Here is a 16,862-nt window from a genome sequence, read left to right as displayed (position 1 = left end):
TGCAATTGCCTTGGCTGGCGACGGCCAGGAGACCCACGACGCAGCCGGAACCTCGATCGTGTCATGAAAACGTAGTGTAAACGTCATGAACAGGCAATGAATTTGCCGTTGCAACGCAAAGCTTTAGTGAATCCGGCAGAGCGCGGGTGCACGCCGCTAACTTCCGGCCAGCCCTTCCGCTCCCTACCAAAGGAGAAGGACCGTCACGGGCTGAACCTGATTTTAGTGACTTTTTTGGTCAGGTATCCGACAGACAACCGTTTTCGGACGGCGGTACTTTTTGGCATGCCGAGGACCAGAGCTGATCCAGAGCTGCTGCCGATCCACCGTCCGCGCTGCCCTGACTGCAAGACGCGGATGCTGACGGTTGCCGTGTCGGCGGGGCCGGAAGGTTTCGAGCATCGAAAATATCAATGCCCGAAATGCGCCCATACGGAAACCAGGATCGAGGCGATCGACCCGCTGGATACGACGGCCGTGGATGAGGCAGGTCCCGGGCCGGGACGGTTGCCCCCGCAGGAAGCCGCGCCAGGCCCGGTCTTCGATAATCCGACCAAGACCCAGCCGAGGCGTTAGATCCATGGCCCGACCGATCAAGAACCCCCGCCCCAAGCTCGACCTCGAAACCGAAGCGCTGGCCGCGCTTGAAGCAGCCCGCACGATGGCTCCCGGCCCGGAGCGCATCGAAGCAATGAAGCGCGCCGGCATTCTGCAAAATGCCGTGGACATGCAGGGCATGCTGTTTGCGAAGCGGGGCCGGCCACCGAAGACCTGAGCCAAGCCAGACCGCCATGGAAGGCGTCAACCCGCCCCGAGGAAGAACAGGATCGCGAAGAATATCGAGACGGCGATCGCGACGGTCCACACAGAGGCGCCTGCGACCCGGATCGCGATCTCCGTCAAGCTCAGGTCTTCGTCAAACCGGCGGCCGGACATTGGTCGTCAGCCGCACGACGGCTTCCGATTTCAGCGGGTCGGCAACCGTCCTGGTCTCGATCGCGTTGCATTTCGGGCATTCGAACGTCCGCTCCTCCGACCCGTCAGGCAGCGGCGCGATACGCCCCAGCATCATCCGGGTGAGGCACCGACCGCAACGCGGCCGTTCGATCGAGGAAAGGGGGACGTCCGGTATTTTGGACATGATCCTTCCTTCATGCATATCTCGCCGGCTGGTTTGATCGGGCCCTGCTCGTCGCGGCGCGCCAAACGGCATCCTGCAAAATGGAGGTTCGTGAGCCCGTTGTAAGCCTGTCGGATCGTTCGCCGAATGAGTTCCGGCGTCTGTCCGATACCCGACATAGTGGGATTATTTTCTTGCTATGTCCGGTAGTTGACGTACCGTCCGGCAATTATCGGGTATCCCGCGAAGGCACCGATAGCTGAGAGTAGTTCGCGCTCCCGCCTGTCAGCAGGAACGCATTTCATGAACAATCAATTGCTCAGCCTTTTCCCGCCGTCCGACATGAAACTTCTCGGTCCGCATTTGAAGGCCGCGCAATTCGACCAGCACCGGGTGCTGTTCGAGGCGGACCAGCGAATCCGCCACGTCTACTTTCCGACCAGCGCCGTGGTGTCGCTCGTGATCACGCTGTCGACCGGCGAAATGGTCGAAGCGGCCATGATCGGCAAGGACGGTGTCGTGGGTGCTTCCGCAGCGCTTGACGGGAAGATAGCGGTGAGCCGCGGCATCATTCAGCTCAGCGGTGAAATCGTCGTATGCGACATCGAAGCCCTGAAATCGGTCGTAATACAAAGCCCGAAACTGCTTGCCCTGCTGATGCGGCACGAACAAACGGTCTACGCCCAGGCCCAGCAATCCGCGGCATGTTTTGCCACGCACCAGGTGGAAGCGCGGTTCTGCCGCTGGTTGCTGCGCGCGAGAGATTTGTCCGATAGTGACTACCTGCCATTCACGCAGGAATATCTCGGAGAGATGCTGGGTGTCAGACGAACGAGTGTGACCGCCGTGGCCAGGACATTGCAGGAGACGGGGCTGATCAAATATGCCCGCGGCAAGTCCAGATCGTGGATGCAGAAGCGCTGCAGGCGAGTGCCTGCGAATGCTACGGTTCGGTCAAGACGCATTATGAAAGGCTGATCGGACCTCTCAAGAAGTAACCGGCAGGCTGATGCGGTGCGGCTGCCGCTCTATTGGTTGCATGGCTTCAGCGTCCTGACGGCGGTTTCCGCCTCGGCCCGCGTTTTGTAGATCGTGTCGCTGGCCACCGTGATGTTGGGTGTATCGGTGCGAGGGGTCTTGTCGACCACCGTGCAGGTCTTCGTCAGCGAGTTCAGCACGATGTAGAATGCGGGGACGTTTCCCGCAGGCTGGGCCAGACCGGCTCCGTTCAGGGTCAGCACGAAGATCGCGCAGAACAGGCTTCGTTTCATGGCTGTCTCCGTTAGCCGCTTCCGAGGCGGACAAGGCTCAGGACGAGCACCAGCAGGATCGCGCCGATAAGCCCGCCAAAGAAGATCCACTTTCTGAGCGGCGTATTGAGGATCACCTCGGCGCCCCGCGCCTTGTCGGCGGGATAGGGTTCTTTTGGCGGTGGTGCGGGTTGCGCAGGACCTTCTCTGACCACGGGCGTCCTCCCGGTTCAGGATGCAGTCTTTAAATTGTGCAGCAGCGAACGGTGGCGGAACGCCTTGCCGCGTCTGTCAACGCGCGGCGAGATGGCCGGTTCCGGCTTCGCGGGTTACGCGCAGCGGAATGCTCCTCAAACGCATCAAGCGGATTTGCTGGGAACTTTGGCGATCCCTTCGATGAAGAGATCGAGGATACCTTCCGCGGTTCGCTCGGCGTCCGCGCCGGCGACGCCCCAGCGCGGAAAATGACCGTCGATATTCATCCGGGCGAAGCCATAGACCAGCGCCCGGCCGGCGATCTGCACCTGTTTCAGGTCCGCCGGGCGCAGTTGCCCCTGCGCAAACGCCTCCGCCAGCGTGCGCTCGGTAAGGTCGATCAATTCGGCATTGTCCTGCGAGACGCCGGCCGCCTTGTCGTGATCAAAGAAGCGGCGGCTGGAAATGATCTCGAAATGGGTCGGGTTCTTCATCGCCCAGCGCAGATAAGCGAGCCCCAGGCAGCGGAACCGGCCCAGAGGATTGTTGGCCGGTGCCTCGGCCAGCAACGCTTCGATCTCGGCCCGGAACCTGCGCTGCGCCTCTTCGGCAACCGCGTTCATCAGGGCGTCGCGGCTGGGAAAATGCCGGAACGGCGCCCCCGGCGACACCCCGGCGCGGCGGGCGGCCTCGCGGACACTGACCGCGTCAGAACCGCCCTCGCCGACCAGTTGCAGCGCGGCGTCGATCAGGACCCGGCGGAGATCGCCATGGTGATAGGGCTTTGGCGCCGGCGCGCGCGCCGCGCGGCGGCGCGGCTTGGCCGGCAGTGTGGCGGACGGAGGCTTGGCCGAGGAACGCATCGTCCCTCCTAACATCACCCCCTTGTGAATGTAAGCATCGATTACACGGATTGACGATGCGTAGCGCGCATATGTAACTGGTGATTACATTTACATGCAGGGGAGCGCGCGATGTCGGGAAGCCGTCAAAACTGGTTCGAAGGCTGGCGGCTGTTTGCCGTGCTGGTGCTGACCCTGCTCGCGCTTAGCATCTGGATCGCCGGCATGCGGCAATTCGAGGTCGATGGCGTGCGCATGGTGATCCGCTTCACGGCACGGACATCTCTGCTGTTCTTTTGTCTCGCCTTCAGCGCCGCCGCCCTGGCGCGGCTCTGGCCCAACGCCTGGACGCGATGGCAGCGCCGCAACCGCCGCACCCTCGGCGTGACCTTCGCGGCCTCGCACGGCATTCATGCGATTGCGATCGCCGCCTTCGCAATGATGGATCCGGCCGGCTATGCGGCCGCGACCTCGCTCGCCTCCTACATTTTCGGTGGCATCGGTTATGCCGTCATCATCGCAATGACGGCAACGTCATTCGACCGGTCAGCCAAGGCCCTCGGCGCGAGCGCCTGGCGCAGGCTGCATCTGATCGGCGGCTATTATCTGCTGTTTCAGTTCACGGTCTCGTTCGGCAAGCGAATTCCCGACATGCCGCTATACGCGCTGTTCCTGATCCCGCTGCTGGCGGTGTTCGCCTTGCGGATGATCAGCATGGCCGCGGCGCGAACGCCGCGCACGGTGCAGGCGGGATGACGGCCAAAACGCCTGCGCGCTCGTACGGTGATATCAGATCAGATGAAACGTGCGGCCCAATCGGCGATGAATCGTGATCACGGCGCGATCGACGTCGCTGATCAGGCTGTCGCCGAGCGCGACGCTCGGGATTTCCCAGTTGCGGCCGCCGCGGACGCCCGGCACCGGTTGAAGGCCGGTGATGCGCGCAGTTTCGCATCCCGGTTGATCGCCAAGCGCCTCGTTGACGAGTTCGGTCAGCTCCGCGTGGGTCTTGCCAATTGTTTCTGTCAATGCGTCGTCACACCTGTGGCGTCAGGCCGAGGCGCCTGGCGATGATCTTGTCGACGGTGCGCTTGGGCAGCAGCGCCGATACCGCCACCTGAAGCGGATCGGGCACGATCGAATAGCGAACCTTGGGGTTTGGCAGCGTCAGCGCCTCGAAGATCTTCGCGGCGATTTTCTCCGCGGGCAATCCGATCGAACCGAGCTGCAGCATGTAGGCGCGGACCTTTTGCAGCGCCGGAAAGAACGGCGAGTTCTTGTAACCGGATATGTCGACTTCCTCGGCCTTGCTCCAGATCGGCGTTTTTACCGCACCGGGCGCGATGATGACGACGTCGATCCCGAACAGCATCAATTCGCGGCGCAGGCTCTCCGACAGCCCCTCGATCGCGTGCTTGGAGGCGGCATAGGCCGACGTCATCGGGACGCCATTCTTGCCCGATACCGAGGAGATCATGACGACGCGCCCCTTTGGTCCCTTCAGGGCCGGATCGGCGCCGAGCAGCGGGCCGAACGCCTGGGTGGCGACAACTGGCCCGATCACATTGACCTCCATCTGGCGGCGGAATTCGTCGGCCGCGAGTTCAAGCACCGGGCCCGCCACCGCGATGCCGGCATTGTTGACGAGGCCGGCGAGCGTTTCGCCGTTCAACTGGCTGCGCACCTCGCGCGCGGCGGCCAGCACCGCGGCCTCGTCGGTGACGTCGAACCGCAACGGCGTGAAATTGGCACCGAACTCAACCCTGAGGCGGTCCGCGTCGGCCTGCTTGCGCACGCTGCCGAACACGCGAAAGCCACGATCGAGCAGCAGTTTCGCGGCAGCCCAGCCGATGCCGGTGGATGCACCGGTGATGACGACGGATCTCATGATTGTCTCCCCTCCGTGAGGCGGGGTTGATGTAATCCGGATCGAGAGAAGTGCAATGCGCGGCGGCGGCGGCCAAAATTCCCGTCACGACGGGTGCACGCGCCCGCCCCGTTCTTGCAGGATGGGTTAGGAACGCAAGTCCGGCAGCCTTAACAGAATTCATCGTGAAAGAATCCTTAGCGCCGCGCGTCATGGACCACCTCCTCGGCAGCGGACCACGCTCGATGGCCTGTTGTCGGAGCGCTTCGCCTGCGAGTTTTTTCCGCAAAGGTTTGGGGAGGATAGCTGCCGGTCAAAATACCGGAAACGGCGCAAATCATGCGAATGCCGGCGGTTAGGCGCTGGTCACGGCGCAATATAACGGCATGCAGCGTCGCGTGCGTGGTAAAGCAATCGGGAATGCAAAGCGGACAATGTTCTGCGGCGAATTCGCGACAATGGTTGCGAATTTCGCAATTGCCTGTTTTCGGTGCTGCCGTTCCGCATTTCTACGGGCTTTCGCCTTAACGCTCGCGAAAGACCACGTTCGCCATTGTGCGTGCTGAAGTTGAAACAACAAACAGGCCGCCACAATGGCGCAACAGCCGGCTCACTCGATCATCGCCGAACTCGAAGATGCCGTAAGGGGTGGATCCCCAGCCCGGCGCGTCGAAACCCTGCGTCAGGTCACCGATCTCTTCCTCAATGACGGCGAACGCCTCAGCGAAGACCAGGTCAAGGTGTTTGACGACGTGCTCTGCCTCTTGATCGCACGCGTCGAGACGCGGGCGAGAACCGAGCTCAGCAAGCGGCTGGCGCCGCTCGACTATGCGCCGTTCGAAGTCATCCAATACCTCGCATGGGACGACGAAATCGCGGTCGCCGGCGAGGTGCTCACCCATTCCAGCCGCATCAGCACCGAAGCGCTGGTCGAGATCGCCAGCAGCAAGGGGCAGGACCATCTGCTCGCGATTTCGGCGCGCGACAATTTGCCGGAGGCCGTCACCGACGTGATCGTCGATCGCGGCCAAACCAAGGTCATTCGCAGGCTTGCGAAGAACGCGACCGCGCGGTTCTCCGAAGCCGGCTATTCCGGCATGGTGGCCCATTCCGAAGCTGACGACGAACTGGTCGAGATCCTCGGCCTGCGCCTCGATCTTCCCGTCAAGTTCCTGCGCGACCTGCTGCGCCGCGCCAAGGACGCCGTTCGCGCGAGGCTTCTGGCCCTTGCGCCCCCCGCACTCCAGGAAGAGATCCGGCGGGTGATCGAAGACATCGTGCGCGAGGGACCCCCGTCCGGACGCGACTTCCGCGTGGCCGAAGAACTGGTCAGGCTGATGATGGAATTGAAAGAGCTGGACGACGCGGCGGTCTATGGTTTCGCCGAGAGCAAAAAGTTCGACGAGGTCATGGTCTCGCTCGCGGTCCTCAACGACGTGCCGGCCGAAATGATGGCGCGGCTGATCGAAGGGCCGCGCGCCGACCTCATTCTGATCCCGTGCCGCTCGGCGCGCCTGAACTGGCCGACGGTCGAAAGCATCCTGCGCAACCGGCCGGCGCGCGTGAAGATCGACGACCAGACGCTGGCTGTCGCCGAGCGCGATTACAGGAAACTGTCGATGGAGACCGCCCAGCGCACCGTGCGCTTCTGGCAGCTTCACAACAGGATCGAGAAGCAGCCGCACGTACCGCCCGCACCGGATGGCGCGCGTCCGTGATCGAAAATGGTGGGCACGCTTGCGCTTTGCCTACCCTACCGATCCTGCGAATGAAAAAGGGCCGCGCAACGCGCGGCCCTAATTCGTTTGACTTTGAACGATCAGTTCTTGGTCTTGTCGACCAGCGCGCCCTTCTTGATCCACGGCATCATGTCGCGGAGCTTGGCGCCGACTTCCTCGATCGGATGCTCGGCGAGCTTGGCGCGGGTGGCCTTGAACGAGGTCTGGTTGACCTTGTTCTCCAGCATCCAGTCGCGGGCGAACTTGCCGCCCTGGATGTCGGCGAGCACGCGCTTCATCTCGGCCTTGGTCTCGGCGGTGACGATGCGCGGGCCGGTGACGTATTCGCCGTATTCTGCGGTGTTGGAGATCGAGTAGTTCATGTTGGCGATGCCGCCTTCATAGATCAGGTCGACGATCAGCTTCACTTCGTGCAGGCACTCGAAATAGGCCATCTCCGGCGCGTAGCCGGCTTCCACCAGCGTCTCGTAGCCGCCCTTGATCAGTTCGACCAGGCCGCCGCAGAGCACCACCTGCTCGCCGAACAAATCGGTCTCGCACTCTTCCTTGAACGTGGTCTCGATGATGCCGGCCCGGCCGCCGCCGATCGCCGACGCGTAGCTGAGGCCGAGGTCGTGGGCATTGCCGGAAACGTCCTTTGAAATCGCGATCAGGCAGGGCACGCCGCCGCCGCGCTGATACTCCGAACGCACGGTGTGGCCGGGGCCCTTCGGCGCGATCATCAGCACGTCGAGATCGGCGCGCGGGTCGAGCAGGTTGAAATGCACGTTGAGGCCGTGCGCGAACACCAGCGCCGCACCCTTCTTCATGTTGTCGTGCAGATGCTCGCGGTAGATGTCGCCCTGCAGTTCGTCGGGGGTGAGCATCATGACGAGGTCGGCCCATTTGGCGGCTTCGGCGACTTCCATCACCTTGAAGCCAGCGGCCTCCGCCTTCTTGGCCGAAGCCGAGCCCTTGCGCAACGCAATGGCCACTTCCTTGACGCCGGAATCCTTCAGGTTCAGCGCATGAGCGTGGCCCTGGCTGCCGTAGCCGACGATGACGACTTTCTTGCCCTTGATCAGGTTCAGGTCGGCATCACGATCGTAATAAACTCGCATAGTCGTTTCCTCATCGGTGGCCAGAATGGGCCGGTTAATCAGGCATTTGGGTTAAGATGGAGCGCCGGTCGCCCGCGAATTTCCGGCGTTGTCTAGAGCATTTTCCGCTTCAGGGGAAACCCGTTTCTGCATGGCGCGGTGCGGCATCATGCGTCCATGAAGACCGGGTAGAGCGAGGCCAGCAGCAGCACCGCCATCACGATATTGAAGGCCCGCACGGCCCTCGGCGAGGTCAGGACCGGCCGCAGCGCGCTGCCGAACAAGGCCCAGGCGGTGCACGAAAGCACCCCCAGCAACAGGCTCAGGACGACCTGGATCGCAATGTTCCAGGGATAGGCAGCGATCGCCGCATAGGCTGTGATGGTGCCGATCACCATAACCCAGCCCTTGGCGTTGACCCATTGGAACATGGCCGCGCCCCAGAAGGTCATCGGCCCGCGGCGGTTGTCCTGGTCGGCCGAAACCGGCCCGGACATCGCGATCGCGGCGGCAAGATAGATCAGGTAGACGACGCCGGCATATTTCAGGATCGTCTGCAGCACCGGATAGGCGATGAAGATGGTGCCAAGGCCAAGCCCGACCGCGCCGACCATGAAGGCAAAGCCGACCGTGATCCCGGCGATATGCGGGATGGTCGGACGGAACCCGTAAGTCAGCCCCGAGGACAGCAGCATGATGTTGTTCGGCCCCGGCGTGAAGAACATCACGGTGGCGAACAGGACGAAGGCGATCAGCAGCGAATGTGACATGGTGGCCTCACGCGATCTTTGGCAGAACTGTTCTTTGAGGAGGCTTGCGAACGCTTCGCCAGCGGCATCACGGCGATGCAGACATCAGCCGGTTTCATTTTTTTCTAGCTCTGTTGGTGGTCCGGCTTCGGTTTGCGCAAAAGATAAGTGCCGTGCAGCGGCGCGTGGTAGTCGACCGATTCCAGCGTGAAGCCGACATCGGTCAACATGCGTTCGATCACCCAGCCGAAGGTCGAGTACTCGTCGCGCATATGGGTGACCACGCTCTCGCGCTCGAAATCGTGGTTCTTGATCGAGAAATCCGCCCACGCCTCGACGTCGCGATCAACGCCGTCGGGCATGCTGACGAAGACGATGTCGCGTAGGTAGAAATTCGCACCCGGCTTCAGCGCGGCAAAAATCCGCGCCAGCGCCACCGCCTTCCAGAAATCCGGCAGATGATGCAGCGTGAACTCGCTGACGATCAGGTCGTAGGAATTCGGCTGATAGGCGAAGCTCAGCATGCCCGCCGGCTGGGTGCGGACCGCGACCTTGCGGTCGCGCGCCTGGATGTTGGCGAGCGCCAGCATTGCGGGCGAGATGTCGATGGCATCGACCTCGGCGCCCATCAGCGCCGCCTCGACCGCCAATACGCCGTTGCCGCAGCCGATGTCGGCCACCCGCCAGCCGTTTTGGACGCCAAGCATGGTCAGCGCCGCGCGGGCGCGGATGTCGCTGTCGTCATGCCGGTCGTAGATCGAGGCGACGGCGGAATCGAGCCCGAGTTGCCGCCGTTGATTGTAATACCAGTCGCGCGCCAGCATGGTTCACATCCCCTCAGGCCCGCGTCCGATCGCGGCAACGCCGGTGCGCGACACTTCGACAAGGCCGATCGGTCGCATCAGGTCGATGAATTGACTGACCTTGGCGGAATTGCCGGTGATCTCGAACACGAAGCTTTCGGTGGTGGCGTCGATCACGCGGGCGCGGAACGCGTCAGCCAGCCGCAGCGCCTCGACACGGTTGTCGCCGCCGCCGCGCACCTTCACCATGGCGAGCTCGCGCTCGATGGAGCGGCCGGTCAGCGTCATATCGACGACGCGATAGACCGGAACCATGCGGTCGAGCTGGTGCTTGATCTGCTCGATCACCATCGGCGTGCCCGTCGTGACGATGGTGATACGGGAGAGATGTTTCTGGCTCTCGGTCTCCGAGACGGTGAGGCTTTCGATGTTGTAGCCGCGGCCGGAGAACAGCCCGATCACGCGCGCGAGCACGCCCGGCTCGTTCTGCACGAGCACCGAGAGCGTGTGCGACTCGGTCGGATCGTGGCGCTCTTCGAGGAAATAGGCGGATGCGGGCTGGTTCATTGTCGTTCCCAAATCTTGGCTACGCCAGTGCCTTGGCGGCGGTGACATTTTCGTTGCGGGCGATCCATTTCCAGAACAGATCGAAATCGATATTGCCGCCGGACAGGATCAGCCCGACCCGCTTGCCGCGGAGCTTCGGCTTCTCCTGCAGGGCTGCGGCGAGCGCTGCGGCGCCGGCGCCCTCGGCGAGATTGTGGGTATCGGTCCAGTAGGCCCGCACCGCGTCGGCGATTTCGTCGTCGGTCACCTGCACGATGTGCGAGGCACCCTTGCGAATGATCGCCAGCGCCTCGGCGTCGGGGACGCGGGTCGCCATGCCGTCGGCCAGCGTATTGCTGCTGTTGGTCTTCACCACGGTGCCAGCCGCAAACGACAGCGCATAGGACGGCGCCTCCGTCGACTGCACCCCGACGATTTCGGTCTTTAGCCCGAGCAGATCACGCGCCAGGATGCAGCCGCAGATGCCGGAGCCCTGCCCGATCGGCACATAGAGCACATCGATATCATCAGCAGCGCGCAGCAATTCCAGCGCGTAGGTGGCAACGCCCATCACGAGGTCGCGGTGGAACGACGGCACCAGCTCGAGGCCCTCGCGTTCGGCGTGACGCACGCATTCCTCGCGGGCGGACTGAAAATCCTCGCCATGCTCGATGAGGTTGGCGCCGAGAGCGCGCATCGACTGGTTTTTCTCGACCGAATTGCCGTGCGGCACATAGATGGTCGCCGGCACGCCGAAACGACGTGCGGCGAAGGCGAGACTCTGGCCGTGGTTGCCGCGGGTCGCCGAGATAATTCCTGAGGTCTGCGCCCGCTCGCGTTGCAGCCGCTCGACATAGACCAGCCCGCCCCGCACCTTGAAGGCGCCGATCGGGGTGTGGTTCTCGTGCTTGACGACCACGTCAGCGCCGAGCCGCAGCGCCAGCAGCGGCCAGGCATGCGCTGGCGTCGGCGGCATCGCTGCCCCGACGATCCTGTGCGCGTGCTCGAGTTGCCCGAGATCAAACATTTGAGCGTCCTGTCGCCCTACTCGCACCCTCGTCATCCCCGCGAAGGCGGGGACCCAGTATTCCAGAGACGCCAGACAGCAATCGAGAGGCCGCGGCGTACTGGATCGCCCGGTCAAGCCGGGCGATGACAGCGGAATTTGTGTGTCTCATCCTCACACCAGCGCCTTGCCGCCGGCAAAGGCCGCCGCGGTCGCTTCGTCGGTCGCTTCCGCCGGCAACAGCATTTCATTGTGCGCCTTGCCGGACGGAATCATCGGGAAGCAGTTTTCCAGCGCCGCGACGCGGCAATCGAACAGCACCGGGCGCTTGATCGAGATCATTTCCTTGAGCGCGCCGTCGAGATCGCCGGGCTTGATCGCCTGCAGGCCGACGCAGCCAAACGCGTCCGCCAGCTTGACGAAATCCGGCAGCGCCTCCGAATAGGAATGCGACAGCCGGTTGCCGTGCAGCAGCTGCTGCCACTGCCGCACCATGCCCATATACTGGTTGTTCAGGATGAAGATCTTGATCGGCAGTTCAAACTGCACCGCCGTCGACATCTCCTGCATCGTCATCTGCACCGAGGCATCGCCCGCGATGTCGATCACGAGGCTGTCCCGGTGCGCGACCTGCACGCCGAGCGCGGCCGGCAGCCCGTAGCCCATGGTGCCAAGGCCGCCCGAGGTCATCCAGCGGTGCGGCTCCTCGAAGCCGAAGAACTGCGCCGCCCACATCTGGTGCTGACCGACTTCGGTCGTGATGTAGGTGTCGTGCCCGCGCGTCGCCTCGAACAGGCGCTCGATGGCGTATTGCGGCAGGATGACTTCGCTGTTCTTCCGGTAGGCCAGCGAATTGCGCGCCCGCCACACGGCGATCTCCTGCCACCACGCCTTGATGTCAGGCTTTTTCGCTTCCGCCTTGAACACCTGCAACAGGTCGCCGAGCACGTTGCCGCAGTCGCCGATGATCGGCACGTCGACGTGGATGTTCTTGTTGATCGAGGACGGGTCGATGTCGATGTGGATCTTCTTCGAGCCCGGCGAGAACGCGTCGGTGCGGCCGGTGATGCGGTCGTCGAAGCGCGCGCCGACGCACAGCATGACGTCGCAATCATGCATCGCCATGTTGGATTCATACGTGCCGTGCATGCCGAGCATGCCGAGCCAGTTCTTGCCGGTCGCAGGATAGGCGCCGAGGCCCATCAGGGTCGAAGTGATCGGAAAGCCGGTGACTTCGACCAGTTCGCGCAGCAGTTTCGAGGCTTCGCGTCCGGAATTGATGACGCCACCGCCGCTATAGATCACCGGGCGCTTTGCGCCGGCAAGCAGCGCCACGGCTTTGCGGATCTGCGTCGCATCGCCCTTGACCCGCGGCGTGTAGGAAACATGCACGTCGGATTTGCGCGGCGGATGATAGGTGCCGGTCGCGAACTGCACGTCCTTTGGCACGTCGACCACGACGGGGCCGGGACGGCCGGTCGTGGCGACGTAAAACGCCTCGTGCAACACTTTCGCGAGATCGTTGACGTCGCGCACCAGCCAATTGTGCTTGGTGCAGGGCCGCGTGATCCCGACGGTGTCGCATTCCTGGAACGCATCATTGCCGATCAAATGCGTCGGCACCTGCCCGGTGATGCAGACCAGCGGAATCGAATCCATCAGCGCGTCCGTCAGCGGCGTCACCATGTTGGTGGCGCCGGGGCCGGAAGTCACCAGCACGACGCCCGGCTTGCCGGTCGAGCGCGCATAGCCTTCGGCCGCGTGGCCGGCGCCCTGCTCGTGCCGCACCAGGATGTGCTCGACCTCGCTCTGCTGGAAGATCTCGTCATAAATGGGCAGCACCGCACCGCCGGGATAGCCGAACAAATGCTGGACGCCATGATCGATGAGCGCGCGCACGATCATCGCGGCACCGGTCATCTGGTTCGGATCGTGGCTCTTGTCGGTCATGACGTTTTCCTTGGCTTGCTCCGGATGCGCTGTGTCTGCGCGGCTTCGTCGGCTTGGATTCGGGAAATAAAAAAGGGCCCCAGAGGCCCTATGCACACCGCCTGCAACTGGATGGCCTCAGCCATCCCGGGCGGTGCGCCAGGGTACGACTACGATAAGGAGTTTGGTAATAATATTACGCATCGGACGGTCCAGACTTCCCGAAGATTACGCGGGTTATAGCGACCGGACCCCGGAAGTCAAGGGAATGACGCTTTCAGCCCGATTAAGGCAGTGTAACGGGGTTCCGGCCGTTCGGCGAGTGCGAATTTACTGGTTGCTGCCATGCAAACCACTCCTCGTCATGCCCGGCCTTGTGCCGGGCATCCACGTCTTGCTTCCTTGCGGCAAAGACGTGGATGGCCGGGACAAGCCCGGCCATGACAGCCTAGAGAGGGATCTGCTCGAGCCACCCCCGCGCCGCCTCCGGCGCCACCCACTCAAACTCCGGCAATTGGTGCCGGAACCAGGTGAACTGCCGCTTGGCGTAGTGGCGGGTGTCCGCACGGCTGGTTTCGGCGGCCTCCGCTTGGCCGATCTCGCCCTTCAAATGCCGGATCAGCGCCGGCACGCCATGGGCCTTCATCGCCGGCAGCAGCGGGTCGAGGTGTCGGACGGCCAGTGCGGCTACCTCCTCCAGTGCGCCTGCCGCCAGCATGGCGTCGAACCGCGCGTCGATCCGGGCATAGAGCTGGTCGCGCTCCGGTGCCAGAAATAGCGCGTGAAACTCGCCTTGCGGCAGCAGCGACGGCAGACCTTCGCGGTGCCAGTCGGTCAGCGCGCGGCCGGTGGCCTCGACCACCTCGAGCGCCCGCGCGATGCGGGCGCGGTCACGCGGCTTCAGGCGTTCCGCCGTTGCCGGGTCGCGCAGCGCCAGTTCGGCGTGCAGCGCTTCGACGCCATCGCGGTCCAGCCGCGCCCGCACGCTGTCGCGCACTTCGGCCGGGATCGGCGGCACCGCCGACAGGCCGCGCGTCAGCGCCTTGAAATAGAGCCCGGAACCGCCGACGAAGATCGGCAGGCGTTTTGCGGCCTGTGCTTCCGACAGCATTTTGGCGGCGTCCGCGACCCACGCGCCGGCGGAAAAGTTCACGGCGGCATCGACATGGCCATAGAGCCAATGCGGCGCCTGCGCCTCTTCGGCCGGCGTCGGGCGGGCCGTGATGACGCGGAGATCGCGATAGACCTGCATGGAATCGGTGTTGATGACGACGCCGCCGGTCTTTTGCGCCAGCTCAAGGGCCAGCGCCGACTTGCCGCTGGCGGTCGGCCCTGCGATAAGCACGGCCTTACTCCCCAAACGCGAATTCGCCTGCATGTCCCTCGTCGCCACGCTCATCTGCAATCCCGTCAACCCCGCGCTCGACTCCACCATCGTCGACGGCGCGCTGGCCGTCCTGCCCTCGCCCGGCACGGCCCAATGGCTGTTCGACGAAGTCGCGGTCGATATCCCCTTCACCGGCAGCGAGGATATCAAGGCGATCGAGGCCCGCTTGCGCCAGGCGCGCGGCGACCTGCCGATCGACATTGTGGTGCAGCCTGCCGCCTTCCGGCGCAAGAAGCTTTTTCTCGCCGACATGGATTCCACCATGATCGGCCAGGAATGCATCGACGAACTGGCCGATTTTGCCGGACTGAAGGCGCACGTCGCCGCCATCACCGAGCGCGCGATGCGCGGCGAGATCGAGTTCGAGCCGGCGCTGCGCGAGCGCGTCGCGCTGCTCAAGGACATGCCGGTCGGCGTGGTCGATGAGGTCCTGAAAAAGCGCATCACGGCGACACCGGGCGGCCGCGAACTGGTCATGACCATGCGCGCCAACGGCGCCTACACCTGCCTGATCTCGGGCGGCTTTACGCTGTTCACCAACGCGGTCGCAGCTCAGATCGGGTTCCAGGAAAACCGCGCCAATGAATTGAAGGTGTCAGGCGGCAAGCTCACGGGCGAAGTCACCGAGCCGATCCTCGGCCGCGCCACCAAACTCGCGACGCTGATCGAACTCACCGAATCCTTTGATCTCGACGACATCGACACGCTGGTGACCGGCGACGGCGCCAACGATCTCGGCATGATCGAGGCCGCGGGCCTTGGCGTCGCCTATCACGCCAAGCCGGCGGTGGCGGCGGCGGCCGCCGCCCGGATCGACCACGGCGATCTCACCGCCTTGCTGTATGCGCAAGGCTATCGGCGCGATGAATTCGTGACGGCGTGAACGACCGCGGCACCTGAACACGAAGCATTTAATTGCTTGTTCGTGACGACCCACTCGCCCAGTTTTGCCGAAAGCAGCGCGGGTGGAGTTCTTTCAGGTGAACCAAATCAATCTACGATTCGCAACGTCCTCCCCTGCCGGGAGTGACCCGCGGCAGGCCATCGAGACGGCCTATCGGCGGATCGAGACCGAGCGTGACCGGAACTGCTGGATCCATGTCCGCCCGATCGCGGAAACGCGGGATCATTGCCGCACGCTGATGACACGCGCCGCTTCCGGCGAAACCTTCCCCCTGCTCGGTGTCCTGTTCGGCGTCAAAGACAATATCGACGTTGCGGGCATGCCGACGACGGCCGCCGTCCCCGCGTTCAGCTACATGCCGGCACGTTCGGCCGAAAGCGTCGAACGCTTGATTGCGGCCGGCGCGATCTGCATCGGCAAGACCAATCTCGACCAGCTCGCCACCGGCCTCTCCGGCGCGCGCTCGCCCTACGGCTCCTGCGCCAGCGTCGCAGACCCGCGCTATGTCTCGGGCGGCTCCAGTTCGGGCTCGGCGGTCGCGGTCGCCGCCGGCCACGTCACGTTCGCGCTTGGCACCGATACCGGCGGGTCGGGCCGCATTCCCGCCGGGTTCAACGACATCGTCGGCATCAAGCCGACGGTCGGACTGGTGTCGTCGCGCGGCCTGGTGCCGAATTGCCCGACGCTGGATTGCGTCTCGATCTTCTGCAATTCGGTACAGGAAGGCGCCGCGATCCTGGACGTCATGGAAGGCTTCGATCCCGAGGATCCGTACAGCCGGCCCGCGCCGGCCTCCGTCAGCACCCGCGCCGCCGGCAAGTTCAGGTTCGGCCGCCTCATGGCCAAGGATCTCGAATTCTTCGGCATGCCCGAATGCGGCGCGCTCTATGAACAGGCCTGCGAGCGATTTTCCGCTCTCGGCGGCACCGCGGTCGAGATCGACTTTGCGCCGTTCGCCGAGGCCGGCGCGATGATGTTCGCTGGCCCCTGGGTCGCGGAACGGCGCGCGTCGATATCGTCGCTGATGGAGGTCGATACCGATCGCCTGCTCGATGTTACAAAAACCGTGCTTCGGACGGCCACCAGCTATTCGGCGATCGACGCTTTCACCGCGATGCACCGGTTGTTGCGGCTGCGCCGGCAAACGCAAGGCCTCCTCGCCGGCGTCGATGCGTTGGTGGTGCCCACGGCGCCGCGCCCATTCCTGCTGGATGAGATGCACAGCGATCCGATCACACTGAACAACCGCCTCGGCCACTACTCGTACTTTGCCAACTTGCTCGACCTGTGCGCGGTGGCGATCCCGAACGGCGAGCTGCCGAACGGTATCCCCATGGGCGTGACGCTGCTGGCGCCGGCCTGGTCCGACCGGGCGTTGATCACGCTGGCGGGGCGGCTCGACACAAAATCGCGAAAACAACCCCATGCAAAGTAAGAATGGGGCCG

General features: G+C 63.7%; 21 protein-coding genes. 7 read left to right on the top strand and 14 right to left on the bottom strand.

The window, feature by feature from the left end:
• Positions 1-96: 96 nt before the first annotated feature.
• Positions 97-576 carry a hypothetical protein gene (locus JQ641_RS32420; RefSeq protein ID WP_212000209.1) on the top strand — a complete coding sequence of 160 codons (480 nt, stop codon included), beginning with the start codon at positions 97-99 and terminating at the stop codon, positions 574-576.
• Between the two features lie 4 nt (positions 577-580).
• The gene (locus JQ641_RS32415) at positions 581-775 is read left to right on the top strand and encodes a hypothetical protein (protein ID WP_212000208.1); all 195 of its coding nucleotides are present in this window, start codon (positions 581-583) and stop codon (positions 773-775) included.
• Positions 776-801: 26 nt separating this feature from the next.
• Here JQ641_RS32415 and JQ641_RS38205 read toward each other — a convergent pair whose 3' ends face one another.
• Positions 802-903, bottom strand: coding sequence for a Cir/Yir/Bir family protein (locus tag JQ641_RS38205; protein ID WP_249150952.1), 102 nt, complete (start codon positions 901-903; stop codon positions 802-804).
• Positions 904-916: 13 nt separating this feature from the next.
• Positions 917-1,141, bottom strand: coding sequence for a response regulator (locus JQ641_RS32410; RefSeq protein ID WP_212000206.1), 225 nt, complete (start codon positions 1,139-1,141; stop codon positions 917-919).
• Between the two features lie 189 nt (positions 1,142-1,330).
• Between JQ641_RS32410 and JQ641_RS32405 the strand changes: the two genes are divergently transcribed.
• A complete protein-coding gene (locus tag JQ641_RS32405; protein ID WP_249150950.1) occupies positions 1,331-2,098 on the top strand; it encodes a Crp/Fnr family transcriptional regulator in 768 nt (255 codons plus the stop codon).
• Positions 2,099-2,148: 50 nt separating this feature from the next.
• On the opposite strand, the gene JQ641_RS32400 is transcribed toward JQ641_RS32405, so the two are convergent.
• The 3 genes from JQ641_RS32400 to JQ641_RS32390 form a co-directional block, all read right to left on the bottom strand.
• Entirely contained in the window at positions 2,149-2,391 is a 243-nt protein-coding gene (locus tag JQ641_RS32400; protein ID WP_212000205.1) for a hypothetical protein, read from the bottom strand.
• A gap of 11 nt (positions 2,392-2,402) precedes the next feature.
• Positions 2,403-2,585, bottom strand: coding sequence for a hypothetical protein (locus JQ641_RS32395; protein WP_212000204.1), 183 nt, complete (start codon positions 2,583-2,585; stop codon positions 2,403-2,405).
• Positions 2,586-2,729: 144 nt separating this feature from the next.
• Entirely contained in the window at positions 2,730-3,428 is a 699-nt protein-coding gene (locus tag JQ641_RS32390; protein WP_212000203.1) for a TetR/AcrR family transcriptional regulator, read from the bottom strand.
• 111 nt (positions 3,429-3,539) lie between these two features.
• Between JQ641_RS32390 and JQ641_RS32385 the strand changes: the two genes are divergently transcribed.
• Positions 3,540-4,163, top strand: coding sequence for a hypothetical protein (locus tag JQ641_RS32385; protein ID WP_212000202.1), 624 nt, complete (start codon positions 3,540-3,542; stop codon positions 4,161-4,163).
• Positions 4,164-4,196: 33 nt separating this feature from the next.
• Here JQ641_RS32385 and JQ641_RS32380 read toward each other — a convergent pair whose 3' ends face one another.
• Positions 4,197-4,436, bottom strand: a complete 240-nt coding sequence (locus tag JQ641_RS32380) for a hypothetical protein (RefSeq protein ID WP_212000201.1) — start codon at positions 4,434-4,436, stop codon at positions 4,197-4,199.
• A gap of 7 nt (positions 4,437-4,443) precedes the next feature.
• Positions 4,444-5,295, bottom strand: coding sequence for an SDR family oxidoreductase (locus tag JQ641_RS32375; RefSeq protein WP_212000200.1), 852 nt, complete (start codon positions 5,293-5,295; stop codon positions 4,444-4,446).
• 572 nt (positions 5,296-5,867) lie between these two features.
• On the opposite strand from JQ641_RS32375, the gene JQ641_RS32370 reads away from it, so the two are divergent.
• Positions 5,868-6,992 carry a DUF2336 domain-containing protein gene (locus JQ641_RS32370; protein ID WP_212000199.1) on the top strand — a complete coding sequence of 375 codons (1,125 nt, stop codon included), beginning with the start codon at positions 5,868-5,870 and terminating at the stop codon, positions 6,990-6,992.
• 101 nt (positions 6,993-7,093) lie between these two features.
• Here JQ641_RS32370 and ilvC read toward each other — a convergent pair whose 3' ends face one another.
• From ilvC to miaA, 7 genes are all read right to left on the bottom strand, one after another.
• Positions 7,094-8,113 (bottom strand): ketol-acid reductoisomerase, encoded by a 1,020-nt coding sequence (gene ilvC / locus JQ641_RS32365; protein WP_192737974.1) that lies wholly within the window; start codon positions 8,111-8,113, stop codon positions 7,094-7,096.
• 146 nt (positions 8,114-8,259) lie between these two features.
• The gene (locus tag JQ641_RS32360; RefSeq protein WP_192737975.1) at positions 8,260-8,862 is read right to left on the bottom strand and encodes a LysE family translocator; all 603 of its coding nucleotides are present in this window, start codon (positions 8,860-8,862) and stop codon (positions 8,260-8,262) included.
• Positions 8,863-8,966: 104 nt separating this feature from the next.
• Complete coding sequence (locus tag JQ641_RS32355) at positions 8,967-9,665, bottom strand: class I SAM-dependent methyltransferase (protein WP_212000197.1); 699 nt, start codon at positions 9,663-9,665, stop codon at positions 8,967-8,969.
• A gap of 3 nt (positions 9,666-9,668) precedes the next feature.
• On the bottom strand, positions 9,669-10,211 hold the full coding sequence (ilvN, locus tag JQ641_RS32350; RefSeq protein ID WP_192737977.1) for an acetolactate synthase small subunit: 543 nt from the start codon (positions 10,209-10,211) through the stop codon (positions 9,669-9,671).
• Between the two features lie 19 nt (positions 10,212-10,230).
• On the bottom strand, positions 10,231-11,217 hold the full coding sequence (locus JQ641_RS32345; RefSeq protein WP_212000195.1) for a threonine dehydratase: 987 nt from the start codon (positions 11,215-11,217) through the stop codon (positions 10,231-10,233).
• A gap of 153 nt (positions 11,218-11,370) precedes the next feature.
• The gene (locus tag JQ641_RS32340) at positions 11,371-13,146 is read right to left on the bottom strand and encodes an acetolactate synthase 3 large subunit (RefSeq protein WP_192737978.1); all 1,776 of its coding nucleotides are present in this window, start codon (positions 13,144-13,146) and stop codon (positions 11,371-11,373) included.
• 427 nt (positions 13,147-13,573) lie between these two features.
• A complete protein-coding gene (miaA, locus tag JQ641_RS32335) occupies positions 13,574-14,503 on the bottom strand; it encodes a tRNA (adenosine(37)-N6)-dimethylallyltransferase MiaA (protein WP_212000290.1) in 930 nt (309 codons plus the stop codon).
• Here miaA and serB point away from each other — a divergent pair.
• Together serB and atzF are read left to right on the top strand one after the other, a co-directional pair.
• A complete protein-coding gene (serB, locus tag JQ641_RS32330) occupies positions 14,502-15,395 on the top strand; it encodes a phosphoserine phosphatase SerB (protein WP_212000192.1) in 894 nt (297 codons plus the stop codon). The genes miaA and serB overlap by 2 nt on opposite strands.
• A 97-nt stretch (positions 15,396-15,492) precedes the next feature.
• Positions 15,493-16,851: an allophanate hydrolase gene (gene atzF / locus JQ641_RS32325; RefSeq protein ID WP_212000190.1), complete on the top strand. Its 1,359-nt coding sequence runs from the start codon at positions 15,493-15,495 to the stop codon at positions 16,849-16,851.
• Positions 16,852-16,862: the final 11 nt, after the last annotated feature.

The sequence above is a fragment of the Bradyrhizobium sp. JYMT SZCCT0180 genome, assembly GCF_018130165.1.
Taxonomy (GTDB): Bacteria; Pseudomonadota; Alphaproteobacteria; order Rhizobiales; family Xanthobacteraceae; genus Bradyrhizobium.
The sequence above is the reverse complement of the archived record's forward strand: the minus strand, read 5'-3'. Positions and strand labels throughout refer to the sequence as shown.